Source organism: Streptomyces sp. NPDC003248 (genome assembly GCF_055563235.1).
The window spans coordinates 254,456-271,590 of the sequence record NZ_JBVHDT010000004.1; the positions used below are offsets into that span (position 1 = coordinate 254,456).

General features: G+C 71.4%; 14 protein-coding genes and 1 tRNA gene. 2 read left to right on the top strand and 13 right to left on the bottom strand.

The annotated features are described in order from the left end of the window. Positions 1 to 39: 39 nt before the first annotated feature. The 9 genes from ACZ3KJ_RS12795 to ACZ3KJ_RS12835 form a co-directional block, all read right to left on the bottom strand. Positions 40 to 1,173, bottom strand: coding sequence for an LCP family protein (locus tag ACZ3KJ_RS12795; protein ID WP_467526536.1), 1,134 nt, complete (start codon positions 1,171 to 1,173; stop codon positions 40 to 42). A 175-nt stretch (positions 1,174 to 1,348) separates the two neighbouring features. Continuing rightward, positions 1,349 to 3,205 (bottom strand): trypsin-like serine protease, encoded by a 1,857-nt coding sequence (locus ACZ3KJ_RS12800; protein ID WP_467526537.1) that lies wholly within the window; start codon positions 3,203 to 3,205, stop codon positions 1,349 to 1,351. 214 nt (positions 3,206 to 3,419) lie between these two features. Next, positions 3,420 to 5,411 carry a transcription termination factor Rho gene (rho, locus tag ACZ3KJ_RS12805; protein WP_467526538.1) on the bottom strand — a complete coding sequence of 664 codons (1,992 nt, stop codon included), beginning with the start codon at positions 5,409 to 5,411 and terminating at the stop codon, positions 3,420 to 3,422. A 402-nt stretch (positions 5,412 to 5,813) separates the two neighbouring features. Continuing rightward, positions 5,814 to 6,731: a homoserine kinase gene (gene thrB / locus ACZ3KJ_RS12810; RefSeq protein ID WP_467526539.1), complete on the bottom strand. Its 918-nt coding sequence runs from the start codon at positions 6,729 to 6,731 to the stop codon at positions 5,814 to 5,816. Positions 6,732 to 7,128: 397 nt separating this feature from the next. Then, complete coding sequence (gene thrC / locus ACZ3KJ_RS12815) at positions 7,129 to 8,187, bottom strand: threonine synthase (RefSeq protein WP_389514203.1); 1,059 nt, start codon at positions 8,185 to 8,187, stop codon at positions 7,129 to 7,131. A gap of 6 nt (positions 8,188 to 8,193) precedes the next feature. Further along, positions 8,194 to 9,492 carry a homoserine dehydrogenase gene (locus ACZ3KJ_RS12820; RefSeq protein WP_401693616.1) on the bottom strand — a complete coding sequence of 433 codons (1,299 nt, stop codon included), beginning with the start codon at positions 9,490 to 9,492 and terminating at the stop codon, positions 8,194 to 8,196. 176 nt (positions 9,493 to 9,668) lie between these two features. Continuing rightward, positions 9,669 to 11,060 (bottom strand): diaminopimelate decarboxylase, encoded by a 1,392-nt coding sequence (lysA, locus tag ACZ3KJ_RS12825; protein ID WP_467526540.1) that lies wholly within the window; start codon positions 11,058 to 11,060, stop codon positions 9,669 to 9,671. A 15-nt stretch (positions 11,061 to 11,075) separates the two neighbouring features. Continuing rightward, positions 11,076 to 12,074, bottom strand: coding sequence for an ArgS-related anticodon-binding protein NrtL (gene nrtL, locus ACZ3KJ_RS12830; RefSeq protein WP_467526541.1), 999 nt, complete (start codon positions 12,072 to 12,074; stop codon positions 11,076 to 11,078). A gap of 85 nt (positions 12,075 to 12,159) precedes the next feature. Then, positions 12,160 to 12,690 carry a response regulator gene (locus tag ACZ3KJ_RS12835; RefSeq protein ID WP_467526542.1) on the bottom strand — a complete coding sequence of 177 codons (531 nt, stop codon included), beginning with the start codon at positions 12,688 to 12,690 and terminating at the stop codon, positions 12,160 to 12,162. A 183-nt stretch (positions 12,691 to 12,873) separates the two neighbouring features. On the opposite strand from ACZ3KJ_RS12835, the gene ACZ3KJ_RS12840 reads away from it, so the two are divergent. Both ACZ3KJ_RS12840 and ACZ3KJ_RS12845 read left to right on the top strand, forming a co-directional pair. Further along, positions 12,874 to 12,945, top strand: a tRNA-Arg gene (locus ACZ3KJ_RS12840). 190 nt (positions 12,946 to 13,135) lie between these two features. Further along, a complete protein-coding gene (locus ACZ3KJ_RS12845; RefSeq protein ID WP_467526543.1) occupies positions 13,136 to 13,801 on the top strand; it encodes a hypothetical protein in 666 nt (221 codons plus the stop codon). 64 nt (positions 13,802 to 13,865) lie between these two features. On the opposite strand, the gene ACZ3KJ_RS12850 is transcribed toward ACZ3KJ_RS12845, so the two are convergent. The 4 genes from ACZ3KJ_RS12850 to ACZ3KJ_RS12865 are packed head-to-tail and all read right to left on the bottom strand — an operon-like array spanning position 13,866 to position 17,116. Continuing rightward, positions 13,866 to 14,210: a hypothetical protein gene (locus ACZ3KJ_RS12850; RefSeq protein WP_467526544.1), complete on the bottom strand. Its 345-nt coding sequence runs from the start codon at positions 14,208 to 14,210 to the stop codon at positions 13,866 to 13,868. 31 nt (positions 14,211 to 14,241) lie between these two features. Further along, positions 14,242 to 15,615, bottom strand: coding sequence for a tyrosine-type recombinase/integrase (locus ACZ3KJ_RS12855; protein ID WP_467526545.1), 1,374 nt, complete (start codon positions 15,613 to 15,615; stop codon positions 14,242 to 14,244). After that, complete coding sequence (locus tag ACZ3KJ_RS12860) at positions 15,612 to 15,806, bottom strand: helix-turn-helix transcriptional regulator (protein WP_069926930.1); 195 nt, start codon at positions 15,804 to 15,806, stop codon at positions 15,612 to 15,614. The genes ACZ3KJ_RS12855 and ACZ3KJ_RS12860 overlap by 4 nt, the downstream gene beginning before the upstream one ends. Continuing rightward, positions 15,782 to 17,116 (bottom strand): replication initiator, encoded by a 1,335-nt coding sequence (locus ACZ3KJ_RS12865; RefSeq protein ID WP_467526822.1) that lies wholly within the window; start codon positions 17,114 to 17,116, stop codon positions 15,782 to 15,784. Before ACZ3KJ_RS12865 ends, ACZ3KJ_RS12860 begins: the two co-directional genes overlap by 25 nt. Positions 17,117 to 17,135: the final 19 nt, after the last annotated feature.

Consider the following 17,135-nt stretch of genomic DNA (forward strand, 5'->3'; position numbering starts at 1 on the left):
GGGCGGCCCTCGTGTATTCCCGGGGCGTCCCGGCACCCCTCACGGGGCGCCGACCACGTCCTGCGCCTCCCCGGTGGCCGTGCCCCGCGTGGCCGTCCCGGGGACGGGCCGGTCGTCCCGGAGGGCCTTCCAGACCTGCCGGGCCTGCTGCTCCCGGACGACGACCCGGTTGGGGTCGGCCGGGTCGTAGCGGACGGGCAGGGTGACCGTCGTGATGCGGGACGCGTCGATGTCCCGGAGGCCGTCGGCGAAGGACATCAGGGCGTTGAGGGAGCCCAGGCCGGAGTCGGTGGTGAGGGTCCTGGTGGCGGTGTCGGCGAGGTCGTAGAGCCGGGTGCCGCCGGTGAACAGGCCGATCTTCCCGACCTGCTCGGCCAGGGCCTTGAGGAAGGCCTGCTGGAGCTGGATGCGGCCGAGGTCGGAGCCGTCGCCGACGCCGTGCCGGGTGCGGACCAGGGCGAGGGCCCGCTCGCCGTCCAGCCGGTGCGTGCCGGCCTTCAGGTCCAGGTGGCTGCCGGGGTCCCGGATGTCCTGGGTGGTGGTGACCTCGACCCCGCCGAGCTCGTCGACGAGGGTGCGGAAGCCGGCGAAGTCGACCTCCAGGTAGTGGTCCATGCGCAGACCGGTGAGCGACTCGACGGTCTTCACCGCGCAGGCCGCGCCGCCGGTGGTGTACGCCGAGTTGAGCATCACGTCCGTCGCGGCGGGGTGGGTGACGCCCTCGGCGTCGGTGCACGCCGGGCGGTCGACGAGGGTGTCGCGCGGGAGGGAGACCACGCCGGCCTCCCGGCGGCCCTCGTACACGTGGACGATCATCGCCGTGTCGGAGCGGGCGCTGCCGTCGTCGGTGCCGCCGCCGAGCTCGCCGTTGGGACCGGAGCGGGTGTCCGAGCCGAGGACGAGGATGTTCTCGGAGCCGTTGTCGGCCTTGGCGGGGCGGTCGGCGCCCAGCAGGCGGTCGATGTCGACGCTGGCGATGTTGCCGTTGAGCCGGACGTAGAGGTAGCCCGTCCCGGTGCCGCCGAGGGCGACGATGCCCGCCGCCGTCCATGCCGCGGCCGTCAGCGCCCTGCGGCGGCCTCGCGCGCCCCGGCGCGGACCACCGCCGCCGGACCGGTCGGTTGCGCCGGTCCCGCCCGGTGTGCCGGGCTCCGGCGTGCTCTCGGCGGGCATGCTCACCATCGTCACCCCACCCCGCCGGGGGGCGAAAGTCGGGAGGGGGCGCACAACGGACCGCGCCCGGCCTCGGAGGGCCGGGCGCGGAGCGTGCTCGGACGGCGGGACGGGGCGCACCCCGCTCACCGGCGACGTGCACGACCTAGGACGACGTCGGTGGCGTCAGGCGACGTCAGGCGAAGAGGTCGTACTGCTTGAACGACGTACCGAGCGAGATCCGCGCGGCGAAGGCCGCGGTGCTCGCCTTGCCGGTGCCCTTGTACAGGTAGAGCGTGCCGGCGGGGGTCCGGGCCAGGAAGTCGGCGATGCCGTCGCCGCTGACGTCACCGACGGCGTCGAAGGCGTTGTACGTCGTCTTGCTCCAGGTCGTCACCTTGATCCGCGCGCCGAACGCGGTGGTGCCGGCGGTGCCGGTGCCCGGGTACAGGTACACCGCGCCGGTGCTGGAGTTGCGGGCGATCAGGTCGGTCTTGCCGTCGTTGGTGAAGTCGCCGTGGCCGCGCACGACGTCGTACTGGCTCCAGCCGCTGCCGACCTTCACGGGCGCGGAGAAGGCGCCGGTGCCCTTGCCGGGGTAGATCCACAGGATGCCGGAGGCGTCGACGGCGAGCATGTCCGGCAGGTAGTCGCCGGTGACGTCACCGGGGGTGACGATCGTCCGGCGGGTCTTCCAGTTGTCGCCGATCAGCTTGGTGGCCCAGGTGCCGCTGGAGGGCACGTAGTGCTTCCAGAAGACGTCGCCGTCGGAGGCGCGGCGCAGCATCAGGTCCTGGTAGCCGTCCCGGTCGAGGTCGGTCTGGAGGACGAGGTTGTAGCCGCTCCAGGTGCCCCAGGACTCGCGGGCGGCCAGCGAGGTGCCCTTGGAGTCGATCTCGTACCCGGTCTTGTCGGAGGAGTTGCGCACCCACAGGTCGGCCAGGTGGTCGCCGCTGAGGTTGGTGTCGTCGACGCGCGGATAGACCGGGATGACGTACGTGGACATCTTGGCGAAGACGCTGTAGGCGCCGCTCTCGACGCAGTCCTTCACGCCCCAGGAGACGACGCCGACGATCCTGTCCTCGCCGGCCGCGTTCTTGACGACGAGCGGGCCGCCGGAGTCGCCGTTGCAGGCGGAGGTGGTGCCGGTGTCGCTGCCGGTGGCGGGCGTGCCCGCGCACACCATGTGGCCCTTGATGTAGTCGACGCCGTAGTAGGCCGTGCAGGCGGCGTTGGACTGGATCGGCAGCTCGGCGGCCTTCAGCGTCTCGGAGATGTCCTGCGTGGCGGAGCTGGTGCGGCCCCAGCCGTAGACCGTGGCCGTGGTGCCCGCCGCGTAGGACGCGGAGTCCAGGTTGGTCGTCATCCGGATCGGCGTGGCCTTGACCGGGGCGGGCAGCGTCAGGACGGCGACGTCGTTGTCGATGGTCGTCGCGCTGTACGACGGGTGGTTCCACTGGCGCCAGACGCCCATGGCGGTGCCGCCGTGCAGGTCGCCGTCCGCGGAGATCAGCTGCGTGGTGCCGGTGACGACGAAGCCGTTGGCGTGCCAGTCGTAGCCCTTGACGCAGTGCGCGGCGGTGAGGATCTTCGTCGGGGCGACGACCGCGCCGCCGCAGAAGAAGCCGATGTCGTCGCTGGTGCTGGTGGTGCCCCGGTCGTCGCCGTACCAGAGCTGGGCCATCCACGGCGCGGTGGTGAGGGTCGTCGTGGCGCCACCGATGATCTTCGCGTCGACACTGCCGGCGCTGCTGCTCTCGGTGCTGCTCTCGCTGCTGCTCTCGGTGCTGCTCGCGCTGCTGTCGGCGCTCAGGGACGCCTTGGAGGTCTCTCCGGGGGTGTCGTCGCCGGCGACGGCGACGGCGGCGAGCTCCTGGAGTGCCTCGGACGACAGCACCGTGCCGCGGGCGGGCGCCGGCGGTGCCTCGGCCGCCTGGGCGGACGACAGGAACAGCGCGCCGGCGACGGCGGCGGCGACCGTGGCCGCGGCGACGGGCAGGGCGATCCGTATCCGGCGTCTGTGCCGGCCGCCCCCGGGCGTGGGTGTACCCACAAGTCCCCCCTCGGGATCAGATGTTCACGGAGTACACGGTCGAATACATGACCGAAGGGCGTGATCGTACCGTGCTCCTGAACAGCCGAAAGGGCCGCCCCCGAAGGGGACGGCCCTGGCGCCCCCAAAGGGGCGCGGGGAACTGCGCGACCAGCCACAGGCAGGCCTGCGGCTGCCCGACGACCGAAGTTCTCCGGCTCTCCGAGCGGAGCGACTAGTCGCCGTTGCCCGGCGTCGGCGTCGTCTTCTGGATCTGCATCAGGAACTCGACGTTCGACTTCGTCTGCTTCATCTTGTCGAGCAGCAGCTCGATCGCCTGCTGCTGGTCGAGCGCGTGCAGCACCCGGCGCAGCTTCCAGACGATGCCGAGCTCCTCGGCACCGAGCAGGATCTCCTCCTTGCGGGTGCCGGACGCGTCGACGTCCACCGCCGGGAAGATGCGCTTGTCGGCGAGCTTCCGGTCGAGCTTGAGCTCCATGTTGCCGGTGCCCTTGAACTCCTCGAAGATCACCTCGTCCATGCGGGACCCGGTGTCGACGAGCGCGGTGGCGAGGATGGTCAGCGAGCCGCCGTCCTCGATGTTGCGCGCGGCACCGAAGAAGCGCTTCGGCGGGTACAGGGCCGTGGAGTCGACACCACCGGACAGGATGCGGCCGGAGGCCGGCGCGGCCAGGTTGTAGGCGCGGCCCAGGCGGGTGATCGAGTCGAGCAGCACGACCACGTCGTGACCCAGCTCCACCAGGCGCTTGGCGCGCTCGATGGCGAGCTCGGCGACCGTGGTGTGGTCCTCGGCGGGGCGGTCGAAGGTCGAGGAGATGACCTCGCCCTTGACCGACCGCTGCATGTCGGTGACCTCTTCCGGACGCTCGTCGACCAGGACGACCATCAGGTGGCACTCGGGGTTGTTGTGGGTGATCGCGTTGGCGATCGCCTGCATGATCATGGTCTTGCCGGTCTTCGGCGGGGCCACGATCAGACCGCGCTGGCCCTTGCCGATCGGCGACACGAGGTCGATGATCCGGGTCGTCAGCACACCCGGGTCCGTCTCCAGGCGGAGGCGGTCCTGCGGGTAGAGCGGGGTGAGCTTGTTGAACTCCGGGCGGCCGCGGCCGTGTTCGGGCGCCATGCCGTTGACGGAGTCCAGGCGCACCAGCGCGTTGAACTTCTCGCGCCGCTCGCCTTCCTTCGGCTGACGGACCGCGCCGGTGAGGTGGTCGCCCTTGCGCAGGCCGTTCTTGCGGACCTGGGCGAGGGAGACGTACACGTCGTTGGGGCCCGGCAGGTAGCCCGACGTACGGATGAAGGCGTAGTTGTCGAGGATGTCCAGGATGCCCGCGACGGGGATCAGGACGTCGTCGTCGGCGATCTGCGGCTCGGCGGTGCCGATCTCGTCGCGGCCACGGCGGCCACGGCGGTCGCGGTAGCGGCCGCGACGGCCCCGGCGGCCGCCCTCGAAGTCGTCGTCGTCCTGCGGACCGGCGTTGCGGTCCTGGCGGCCGCCGCCCTGCTGCTGGCTCTGCTGCTGGCGCTGACCGCCCTGGCCCTGCTGGTCGTCGCCCTTGCCGCGGCGGTCGCGGTCGCGGTCACGGCCGCGCTCACGGCGGTCGCGGCGACGGCCCTCGGCGCCGTCGGCGTCGGTCTTGCCGTCGGCCTGCGGCGGGGCGGCCTGCTCGGTCTGGACCGGGGTCTCGGCCTTGGGGGCGCTCTTGGCCTCGGCCGTGACGGTCTCGGGGCTGCCCGCCTCGGCGGTGGCGCGGCGACGGCGGCGCTCGGTGGGGGCGTCGTTCCCCCCGGCCGGCTGACCGGGGATCTCGATCTGCTGCTGGGCCACGGCCTTCTCGGCGGGGGCCTCGGCCGGGGCGGCGTCCGCCTTCTTCTCGGCGGCGTCCTCGCCCGTGCGCGCCTTGGAGGTGGCGCGGCGCTTCGGCTTGGTCTCGGCGGGGGCTTCGGCCTTCGCGGCCGGGGCGCCACCGGAAGCCTGCGCCTCCTTGATGACCTCGATCAGCTGGCTCTTGCGCATGCGCGCGGTGCCCCTGATGCCGAGGCCGGATGCGACCTGCTGCAGCTCGGCCAGCACCATGCCCTCGAGGCCGGTACCGCGGCGCCGCCGGGAGCCGGCACCGGTGGCAGGCGCGGAGGCGTCCGTGGCGGGCGCGGCAGCGGTCTCCTCGACACGTGCGCCCATCAGATCGGTGGTGTCGCTCACGAAGGGTCCTTCCCTGGAGCGGACGTCGGCCTGTCTGGCTCGGCGACCGGTTGTGCTGTCCGACTTCGGTCCTTGCTGTGGCGAAGCCGGGGCGGTGGTCCGCCAAAGCGGCGGAAGAGATTTCTGGTGATGGCGCTTCCTCGACGAGCCGTGACACCCGGTGTCACGTGGCGCGGTCGCACCGATTCCGGAGCGTGCCCGGCGGACCGCTCAGCGTCGCTGTACGGCGTACTGCCCAGGTACGACGTACGGAACACAGTGCGGCTTGGGGAGCTCCCGGAAGAATGTCTGTCCCGGACGGGGACACGAAGCACCTCGCCATGGTGGGGTCGGGTGCAGACTTGAGGTTAACACTACCGGATCCAACAAACATTCCCCCTCTCGAAATCCGGCAACCGTGTGTCAGGGCGCGAGCGGGAGCACGCTCGCGCCCCGCAGGTCCAGGCTCAGCCGGTTGGCCGCCCAGTCCTCGCCGGCCAGGGCTTCGACCTTGTCGGCCGTGCCCGCGTCGGCCAGCGCCATCACGGTGGGGCCGGCGCCGGAGATCACCGCGGGGATCCCGTCGGCGCGCAGCCGCTCCACCAGCGCCGCGCTCTCCGGCATGGCGGGCGCGCGGTACTCCTGGTGGAGGCGGTCCTCGGTGGCGGGCAGCAGCAGCTCGGGGCGCCGGGTCAGGGCCTCGACGAGCAGGGCGGCGCGGCCCGCGTTGGTGGCGGCGTCGACGTGCGGCACGGTGCGCGGGAGCAGACCGCGGGCGGTCTCGGTCAGAACCGGCTTACCGGGCACGAAAACCACCGGAACGATGGAATCGGAGGGCTCCATCCTGATGGCCCGCGCGGCGCCCGCCTCCATCCAGGAGAGGGTGAAGCCGCCGAGCAGACAGGCCGCGACGTTGTCGGGGTGGCCCTCGATCTCGGTGGCGAGCTCCAGCAGGGCGGTGTCGTCGAGCTTGGACTCGCCGCCTATGGTCACGGCGCGGGCGGCGACGATGCCGGCGCAGATGGCGGCGGAGGAGGAGCCGAGGCCGCGGCCGTGCGGGATGCGGTTGGCGCAGACGATCTCCAGGCCGCGCGGCTGGCCGCCCAGGGCGTCGAAGGCGGTGCGCAGGGAGCGGACGAGGAGGTGCTTCTCGTCGCGCGGCAGCGTCTCGCTGCCCTCACCCGCGATGTCGATGTGCAGCCCGGAGTCGGCCACCCGGACGACGACGTCGTCGTAGAGCCCCAGCGCGAGGCCCAGGGCGTCGAAGCCCGGACCGAGGTTGGCGCTGGTGGCGGGGACGCGCACCCGGACGGCGGCGGCGCGGAACGCTGGACCGGCCATCGCTCGTTGACTCTCCTTGAGCTGCGTGATGGTCGAATGACATTCGATGACGTACGAGGACCCACGGGCCGTTCGCGGCGGGCGCGGCCCCTCACCGGCCGCGCGCTATGCACGGGCATATGCGGGGCGGGTTCGGTACAGCCTATCGAAGGAAGGTTCTGTGGCGACATAGGGCGCACAGGCGGCGCACGATGCGTGTCTCAAGCCCCCCGTGCACCCCTGACGAGGACACCCCGGCGGGGGTGCCCCCGAAGGGGCACCCGGTTCGTCAGGCCCGGCCCGTCAGGCCCGGCCCGTCAGGCCCGGCCCGTCAGGACCGGCCCGTCAGGCGAGGCTCTTCGGGCGAGGTCGGCCGGGCGAGCCGGGGCTGACGGGCGAGCCGGGCCGGCGAGGCTCGTCAGGCGAGGCCGAGGCGCGCGGCCGCGGTCACCGCGTCGACGGGGACGGTGACCGGCTGCGGGGCGCCGGCGACGGCCCAGTCGGGGTCCTTCAGGCCGTTGCCGGTGACGGTGCACACGATCGTCTGCCCCGGGTCCACCTTGCCCTGCTCGGCGGCCTTGAGCAGACCGGCCACGGACGCGGCGGACGCGGGCTCCACGAAGACGCCCTCCTGCGCGGCCAACAGCCGGTAGGCGCGCAGGATCTCACGGTCCGTCACCTCGTCGATGAGGCCGCCGGAGTCGTCCCGCGCGGCCAGCGCGTACTGCCAGGAGGCGGGGTTGCCGATCCGGATCGCGGTGGCGATGGTCGACGGGTCCTTGACCACCTCGCCGCGCACGATCGGGGCGCTGCCGGACGCCTGGAAGCCCCACATCCGGGGGGTCTTCGCGGCCACGCCGTCGGCGGCGTACTCCCGGTACCCCTTCCAGTACGCGGTGATGTTGCCCGCGTTGCCGACCGGCAGGACATGGATGTCGGGCGCGTCGCCGAGCATGTCCACGATCTCGAACGCGGCCGTCTTCTGGCCCTCGATCCGCACCGGGTTGACCGAATTGACCAGCGCCACGGGGTAGTTGTCGCTCAGCTCGCGGGCCAGCGTGAGGCAGTCGTCGAAGTTGCCGTCGACCTGGAGGATCTTCGCGCCGTGCACGAGGGCCTGCCCCATCTTGCCCAGGGCGATCTTGCCCTGCGGGACCAGGACGGCCGAGACCATCCCGGCGCGCACCGCGTACGCGGCGGCGGAGGCGGAGGTGTTGCCGGTGGAGGCGCAGATGACCGCCTTCGCGCCCTCCTCCTTGGCCCGGGTGATGGCCATGGTCATGCCGCGGTCCTTGAAGGACCCCGTCGGGTTGGCGCCCTCGACCTTGAGGTGGACCTCGCAGCCGGTGCGCTCGGAGAGCACCTGCGCGGGCACGAGGGGCGTGCCGCCCTCGCGGAGCGTCACGACGGGCGTGCTGTCGGATACCGGCAGCCGGTCCCGGTACTCCTCGATGATTCCGCGCCACTGGTGGGTCATTGCTGGTTACTCTCCTTCAACCCGCATGATGCTGGCGACACCCCGCACGGTGTCGAGCTTGCGCAGCGCCTCGACGGTCCCGGTCAGGGAGGCGTCGGACGCGCGGTGGGTGACGACGACGAGGGAGGCGTCGTCGCCCCCGTCCTGCCGTCCTTGCTGGCGCACCGTATCGATGGATACGCCGTGCTCGGCGAACACGGTGGCCACCTGGGCGAGAACGCCCGGTTTGTCCGCCACGTCGAGGCTGATGTGGTAGCGGGTGACCACATCTCCCATCGGCGAGACGGGCAGGGCGGCGTACGCCGACTCGCCGGGCCCCGTCGCCCCGCTGAGCCGGTTGCGGCACACGGCGACGAGGTCGCCGAGCACGGCCGAGGCGGTGGGCGCACCGCCCGCGCCGGGGCCGTAGAACATCAGCTGTCCCGCCGCGTCCGACTCCACGAACACGGCGTTGTACGCGCCGCGCACGGAGGCGAGCGGGTGGGTCAGCGGAATCATGGCGGGGTGCACCCGCGCGGTGACGGACCCCCCGTCGGCCGCCCGCTCGCAGATGGCGAGCAGCTTGATGGTGCAGCCCATCTCCCGGGCGGAGACGAAGTCGGCCGCGGTGACCTCGGTCATGCCCTCGCGGTAGACGTCGTCGAGGCGCACGCGCGTGTGGAAGGCGATCCCGGCGAGGATGGCGGCCTTGGCGGCGGCGTCGAAGCCCTCGACGTCGGCGGTCGGATCGGCCTCCGCGTACCCGAGGGCGGTGGCCTCGTCCAGCGCCTCCTGGTACCCCGCCCCCGTGCTGTCCATCTTGTCGAGGATGAAGTTGGTCGTGCCGTTGACGATGCCCATCACGCGGTTGATCTTGTCGCCGGCGAGGGACTCGCGCAGCGGCCGGATCAGCGGGATGGCGCCAGCGACGGCGGCCTCGTAATAGAGGTCCTCGCCGTGCTCGTCCGCGGCCGCGTGCAGGGCGGCGCCGTCCTGGGCGAGCAGCGCCTTGTTCGCGGAGACGACGGAGGCGCCGTACTCGAACGCGGTGGTGATGAGGGTACGGGCGGGCTCGATGCCCCCGATGACCTCGACGACGACGTCGATGTCGCCGCGTTTGACGAGCGCGGTGGCGTCGGTGGTGACGAGGGACGGGTCGATGCCCTCGCGCACCCGGGAGGGCCGCCGCACCGCGACGCCCGCCAGCTCGACGGGGGCGCCGATCCTCGCGGCGAGGTCGTCGGCGTGCGTCGTCATGATGCGCGCCACCTCTGAGCCGACCACTCCACAGCCCAGCAGCGCCACCTTCAGCGGACGCGTACGCATCATCCGACCTCGTTTCCTCATACCGTCTACGGTTGCTCCAGTCTCACTCACCGGACCGCAGTTTCTGCCCTCGGTCCGGATCGTGAGACATTGATTTCATTTCCACAGGGCGGCAGACAGGAGATCTTCCGCCCCGGCGTCCACGGGAATTCTCCCGCTCCCCGGCGTCCCCCGCCTCACCCGACGTCGAGCCGCAGCAGGTCCTCCTCGGTCTCGCGCCGGACGACGACCCGCGCCTCGCCGTCGCGCACGGCGACGACGGGCGGACGCAGGACGTGGTTGTAGTTGCTCGCCATGGACCGGCAGTACGCCCCCGTGGCGGGCACCGCGATCAGGTCACCCGGTGCCAGGTCCCCGGGCAGGAACGCGTCCTTCACGACGATGTCCCCGCTCTCGCAGTGCTTGCCGACCACGCGGACCAGCATCGGCTCGGCGTCGGAGGTCCGGGAGACCAGGGCGATGCTGTACTCGGCGTCGTAGAGCGCGGTACGGATGTTGTCCGACATGCCGCCGTCGACGGAGACGTAGGTGCGCAGCCCGTCGAGGGGCTTGATGGTGCCGACCTCGTACAGCGTGAAGGCGGTCGGGCCGACGATGGCGCGCCCCGGCTCGACGGAGATCCGCGGTGTGCGCAGGCGGGCGGCCTCGCACTCGCGCGTCACGATCTCGGTGAGCGCCTTGGCGATCTCGTGCGGCTCGCGGGGGTCGTCGTCGCTGGTGTACGCGATCCCGAGCCCGCCGCCGAGGTCGATCTCCGGCAGTTCCACCCCGTGCTCGTCGCGGACGTCCTTCAGCAGGCCGACGACCCGGTGGGCGGCGACCTCGAAGCCGGACATGTCGAAGATCTGCGACCCGATGTGGCTGTGGATGCCGATCAGCTCGAGACCGTCGAGCTGGAGAGCACGCCGTACGGCCTCGGCGGCCTGCCCGCCGGCCAGCGGGATCCCGAACTTCTGGTCCTCGTGGGCGGTGGCGATGAACTCGTGGGTGTGGGCCTCCACCCCGACGGTGATCCGGATCTGCACCCGCTGCCGCCTGCCCAGCGACTGCGCGATGTGCGCCACCCGCACGATCTCCTGGAAGGAGTCGAGCACGATCCGCCCGACACCGGCCTCCACCGCGCGGCGGATCTCCTCCACCGACTTGTTGTTGCCGTGGAAGGCGATGCGGTCGGCGGGCATGCCCGCGGAGAGGGCGGTGGCCAGCTCGCCGCCGGAGCAGACGTCGAGGTTGAGCCCCTCCTCGTGCAGCCACCGCACGACGGCGCGGGACAGGAACGCCTTCCCGGCGTAGAAGACGTCGGCGTCGCCCCCGAAGGCGACACGCCAGGCCCGGGCCCGCGCCCTGAAATCGGCCTCGTCGAGGATGTACGCCGGCGTGCCGTGCTGCTCGGCGAGCGTCTTGACGTCGACCCCGCCGACGGTGACGACGCCGTCGGCGGTGCGGGTGACGGTCTGCGCCCACACCTTGGGGTCGAGGGTGTTGAGGTCGGCGGGCGGGGCCGCGTGGTGCCCTTCGGGGAGGACGTCGGCGTGACGGGGCCCGGCGGGGTGTGCGGAACGGCTCATCGTGAACGTGCTCTTTCAGAGGTGATCGGGTGCGTCGATGCCGAGCAGGGTCAGGCCGCCGGCCAGCACCGTCCCGGCGGCTTCGGCGAGCGCGAGCCGGGCGCGGTGGGCGGCCGAGGGTTTCTCCTCACCGCGGGGCAGGACGGTGGGCAGCAGGACGAGGGTGGCGTCCGCGAGGGCGACCAGGTGCCGGGTGAGGCGGGAGGGCGTGGCGATGCCGTCCGGGTGCGGAACGGCGGCGACGGTGGCGAGGATGCGGGGATGGTCGGCGAGCAGGGCGACCAGCTCCCGGATGTCCGCCGGCCCGCAGGGGTCGCCGGGCTCGGCGGTGAACCCGAGGTCGGCGGCGTTGCGAACGAGGGCGCGGGTGCGGGCGTGGGCGTACCGGACGCGGAAGAGCGGATTGCCCTCCCGCTGGACCAGATGGTCGGCGCTGACGCGGGGCCGGTCGTGCGGGGCGGGGTGGAGCAGGGCCCACTGAACGGCGTCGGGCCCGAGCGGAGCGGGGTCCTCCGGGGCCGGGACGGGCCGCAGGTTGACCGGCTCACGATGCCTGACCTCGACGCGCCCGCCCTGCGAGCCGACGATCCGCGCGAGCGCGTCGGCCAGGACCTCGGCGCGCACGTCGAAGGGCACCCGCAGCTCGACGACCCGCCCGGCGAGGGCGTCGCCGTGCCCGTATCGCTCCCCCTCTTCCCGTATCCGCTCGACGAGCGCCACGGCGGCGGCCGTGTGATCGACCCTGATGTTGAGGAACCCCGGCCCGGTGATCTCCACCCCCGTGACGCCGGCCTCGCCCGCCAGATGGGCCCGCAGCACCTCCGCGACCCGCAACGGCGGCTGCCCGGCGGGACGCGCGAGCTGGAGGGCGATGTTGGTGGCGTAGTCCCCGCTCCCCCCGGGCCCGGGCGGCCCGACCACGGCCCGCGACGGCACCGCCACCCCCAGCTCCCCGGCATCGACGGCACGACGCACCGCGCGCAGCACGGTACGGGACAGCTCGACGGGGGTCACGGGACAAGCGTAGGGGAGGAGGGGGGTGGGTGGGCGAGCCGGTTCGGGGAGGGTCCGGGATGTGGACGGTGCCCGGGGGCCCGTCCTACTCGGCGCCGGACAAGTTCCCCGTCACACTCCCCGTACCCGCCCCTGCCCCTGTTCCCGTCCCTGCCCCCACGCCGTCCTCCGCTCCCCCGCCGCCCTCTCCACGCTTCCCCTCCAGCAGGCTGCGTACGAGGGCCACGAGTTCGTCGGGCTCAAAGGGCTTGGGAAGGAAGGCGTCGACGCCCGCGTCGAGGCCGGCCTCGACCTCGTACCGGGTGCAGGCGCTGATGATCGCGAGAGGAAGATCACGGGTGAGCGGATCGGCACGCAGCCGCGCCGCCGTCCGCAGCCCGTCCAACCGGGGCATGACGACATCGAGGGTCACAAGATCGGGCCGAACCTGATGAACGACATCCAGACACTCGGCACCATCGGACGCGGTCACGACCTCGAGGCCCTCCAGCTCGAGATTGACCCTGATCAGCTGCCGGATGACCTTGTTGTCGTCCACAACAAGCACCCGGCCGGACGCGCCTGACACACCTCGAGAGTAGGTCGAGACCGGCCACCGCGTCCGGGTTTTCCCCACTTCCACCCCGTGCGGGGGACCCGGGGCCCGCCACCCCTGCGACTCCGGCGCACCGACCTCGGGACCTGCGTCCCCCGACTCACGGAAACCCGTTCCTGACCACCCCGACAGAGCTGGTAGTGTTCTACCCGTCGCCGCGAGCGAGCAGCTCAAGGCCACACAGCCCCTGAAGTTCGGGGGCACGCCCCCGTAGCTCAGGGGATAGAGCAACGGCCTCCGGAGCCGTGTGCGCAGGTTCGAATCCTGCCGGGGGCACCTTGGATCAGGTGCCCAAAGACCCCGCCACCAGCGAAAACGCTGAGGACGGGGTCTTCGCGTATGTGCAGGCGTGTGCGGCTCGGAGCGGGCGTATGTCGGGGGCTGTGGACGAGGCGTGGACGGGATCTTGGAGCATTCCCGCAGGTGATGCCCTTAAAGTCGAGCAGACTGCTCCACGAGCAGTCGCATGGACGAGTTGGGGGATCTCGTGGACATGACCACCCTTGCCGTCGCGCTCATCAGCGTCGGGGGAACTTTGGGCGGAACTCTGGGCGGAGCAGTGCTCAGCCAGCGCGCCAGCCGGGCCCAAGCGGCGGAGCAGAACCAGCGCGCCGACCGCGAACGGGCACAAGAACGCACCGAGCAGGCGCTGCAAGCCAAGCGCGATCTCTATGCCCAGCTGAACACTGCGGCTCGCGCTTACCGGGTCGCCGCCCGAGACGCAGTCCGAGCAGCCGAGCGTGGTGAGAGCAGCGAGCCGGCAGCCCTCGACGCCGCAAAGGATGCTTGGGCCGACCAGTACTCACAGGCGCAGATGGCACTGTCGAAGGACGTCCTGGAAGTGGCTTCGACCCTCAACAGGGCGCTCGGTGTCGGGTACTCAGTCGTCAAGCAGCTGCCGATCAGCTCCGACCTCGAGGGGGCATACGAGCGGGCGAAGACATGGTTCAGCGGTCCGCTGTCCGATGGCGTGTACCTGTTGAGAGTCGCACTGCGCCATGATCTCGGCGTTGAGGTCGACCCGAACTTCGAGCAGGCTCGTATGCAAATGCTCATCACGCTCGACAGCTCGCGGAAACATCTGGAGCGGCTACTCGCCGCTGAGCGAGTTCAGGCCCCCGGGGCGAGCTGAAGGACAGCGCAGAGGACGAGGCCCCTGGCCAAGATGCCAGGGGCCTCGCACGTGGGCTCAGTGATCACACTCGGATCTCGCGAACCAGGGTCTCGTCTCCCTCGTAGAGCTCCAGGGAGTAGCTCAAACCAAGGCAGAGGAGTACGCCGCCGAGCTCGTCAAAACGCTGAGGGTCTACGACTCCGCTCAGCAGAACGTCCGGACCCTCGATCGGCTCGACCTCCAACCGGCACCAACTGTTTTCGACCTCGTAGCCGTGCCAGGAAGACGACCTCGAACTCCACCCCGTCCGCACGAAGTGTCGGGTCACCGCAGAGGCGTCCCGGCAACCGCGCAGGACACCGCATACGTTGTTACCGGCCTCCACCCACTCAGGATCGAGCTTTTGGCCATCGTCGGATATGTCCACGCCGGAAGTATGAGGCCCGGGTTCCGTGCGATCACTCGTATTCACGCAACAGGCCCTCGATGCGCCGGTTGGCGACGTCCTGCCGTCCGTCGAGGCACTTCGCGTAGCGGGTCAGCAGGACCTCGACGCTGTTGCCGGCGCGCTCGGCCACCTCGGTGGGGTCAACGCCGGCGTTGAGCCACGTCGACAGCGCCGAGTGGCGGAGGTCGTACGGCCTACTCGCGAGCGGCGAGGCCGCGACGGCCGGTGGGAGCGCCAGGAGCCGGGCTTCCTGCCACACGCGGTAGTAGGTCGAGGACGGGACGACCGAACCCTTCTCGCTGAAGAAGAGCCGACCGTCTTCCGCCGTGCCGAAGGTGGCCAGGTGCTCGCGGAGCACGGCGACGAGATGAGGCGGGATCGGCACGCGCCTCACGTCCTCGGTCGGTCGGTTCTTCAGCCCACGGTCGTCGTGGGTCTCCCCCGAGTCGGTCCACTGCTTACCGACCGACGGGCGGGTCCGGTGGAGCAGTGCTGAGCCCCAGCCCTGGTCGGGGAGGATCAAATCCGTCTCGACGAGGCCGACCGCTTCCGCCGGCCGGAGGCCACCGAAGTACATGGCGGCGAACAGGCCCACGAGGCGACGACCGCGGGCACGCCGGTATCCGCCCACATAGGAGACGGCAGCCAGGAGGTTGCGAGCCTGCTCAGGATTGGCGACGACCCGAGGGTCCACCTGGTTGGACACCTTCGGTTTCTGCCACCGGACCGCCGTGACGGGGTTCTCGCGCAGCTCCCCCAGGTCGACCGCATAGTTCGCGGCGTTGACGAGCGTCCGACGCTTACGCCGCACGGTTTCCGCCGCCGCTGCCGTGCCGTCGAGCTTGAGCTTCAGCGAGTCGAGAACCGCGCGGGCCGTGGCGGGCTCAGCAAGATCAGCGAGCGGTCGAGAGGCCTTGGACACCCAGTGGAGAACGTTCCGCACGTCGTCCGGGACTTCCCGGTCGTCGGGCCCCGGTAAGACGAAGGCCCAGCTGCGAAGTGCCTTGCGGATCGCCTCATCAGACGGACGTCCGGCGCGGTCGTCGAGGAGTTCCACCGTCACGCTGGTGAGCGATTCGTTGATGCCGTCCCGTGTGTTGGGGGCGGCGTGGGGCCACTTCATGGCGAGGTACCTCAGGGCGAAGGCGTACCACGACACGGCCGACTTCTTCTCTTCCATCGAGGCCGGAAGGCCCGACTCCGTGTCGAACTCCTCGCCGTCGCGCATCGCCCGCATGAGCTTCGTGCGGTAGTGGTCGGCGAGCGCTTTGGTGCGGAAGGACTCGGAGAAGACGTTGCCTGCCACGGACCAGCGGACGCCGTACGAGGGCGTTTTGGTGTCCCGCTTTCGGACGCCCCAGACCTTCACGTCGAGAGACTTCACGCCGCCGCCTCCAGCTGTCGCAGCCACGTGGCGAAGTCGCTCCGCCAGATTCGGAGCTCTCCGTTGGGGAGCTTGAACGCCTCAGGCCCCAGCCCCAGCTCCCGCCAGCGGTAAAAGGTGCGGCGGGAGACTCCGCCCAGTTCGTCGAGCACCTGGCGGACAGTCATCAGCTCGTCGTGACGGTGGTCCATGTCGGTTCTCCTTCCGTTCCGATGGCAGGTTCGAGGGATGCGGCGAGCCAGCTCTCCGCAGCGCTGAGGCCGGTGCCGGCGAACACCCAGTGAGCGAGGACGAGCGTGCTGTCGCCGTCCCGCGGGACGGACGGAGCCGTCTGGGCCCGTCGCCAGTCGGCGCGGGCGGTGCGGAGGGCGCCGAGGGTGGTGGAGTAGCGGCGGGACTTGGTGGAGAAGTGGCCGCGGAAGCCGAGCATGTGGGCCCAGGCGCGCAGGCGGAGGTGTTCGAGATCCTTGCGGGCTCCGAGGGCCCAGGTGGTGCGGATGAGGCGGCGGGCGTGGTCGCTGATGTCGAGCTGGGCGAGTTCGGCGGCGAACTTCAGCGGTCGGTCGAGGGCTCCCGTCGCGGTCTCGGCGCCCTTGGTGGCGTACTTGGCGATGTACGCCGCTACGGCCCGTTCGGTCAGTTCCTGGCCGCCGTCGAAGTCGGCGGAGCGGATCGTACGGACGTCGAGCTGACGCCCGAAGGTGAAGGTGTGGGCCCGTCCGTCGACGACCGGGCCGTCGATACGTGCGGCGGTCGCGGCGGCGTGGATGGAGTCTGTGAGCAGCTCGGCGGTGGCCCAGTGCGGGGGCGAGGTATCCGCGCCTTCCGGGCCGTCGAGGCGGATGACGGCGTGGAAGTGGACGGCGCCGCGCTTCTGGTACTCGGCGACCTTGGCGAAGGAGATGCGGGCGTGGTGGCGGAAGGTCCGCTGGGTGAGGCCGGCGCGCTTGGCGACCTCCCTGCGGAGGTAGATCGAGAAGCGCCGCCAGAGAGCCCCGGCGTGCGCGTTCCAGAGCACGGCGGCCTCGTAGTCGTAGCGGTCCGAGTCGAGCGGGGTGCCGAGGACGGCGTCGTCCTGGTCGTGGTGGGTGCCGCAGCGGCAAGGGCGGCCGTCGGTGCGGCGGTTGTGGACCGGGCCGAAGCCGGGGGCGGTGAAGGTGGCGAAGACGCGCGGGTGGGTGGCGACCTGGTCGGGGGTGCCCTTGCCACCGCGCAATCCGGCGGTGATCAGGTGGTAGGTGTCGCGGCGGTAGCCCTCGGCGCAGGCCGCACAACGGGTAGCCCGCCGGTTGTTGCAGCGAACCAGGAGGTGACCGGCGGGCAGGGCGGTCGAGTCGAGGTGGTGCAGGACGCTGCCGATCTCGCCCGTACGGGTGTCGACGTCGTACTCGGTGCGGTGGCCGTCGAGGCGAACGGGGCGGGTGCAGCCGCCCAGGCCGGAAAGCTGGCGGGCAAGTTCGGGCAGGGTGCCTAGGGAGGCCAGCGTGGAGAGTTCCGCCAGCGGGGGCGGAGTCTGCCGG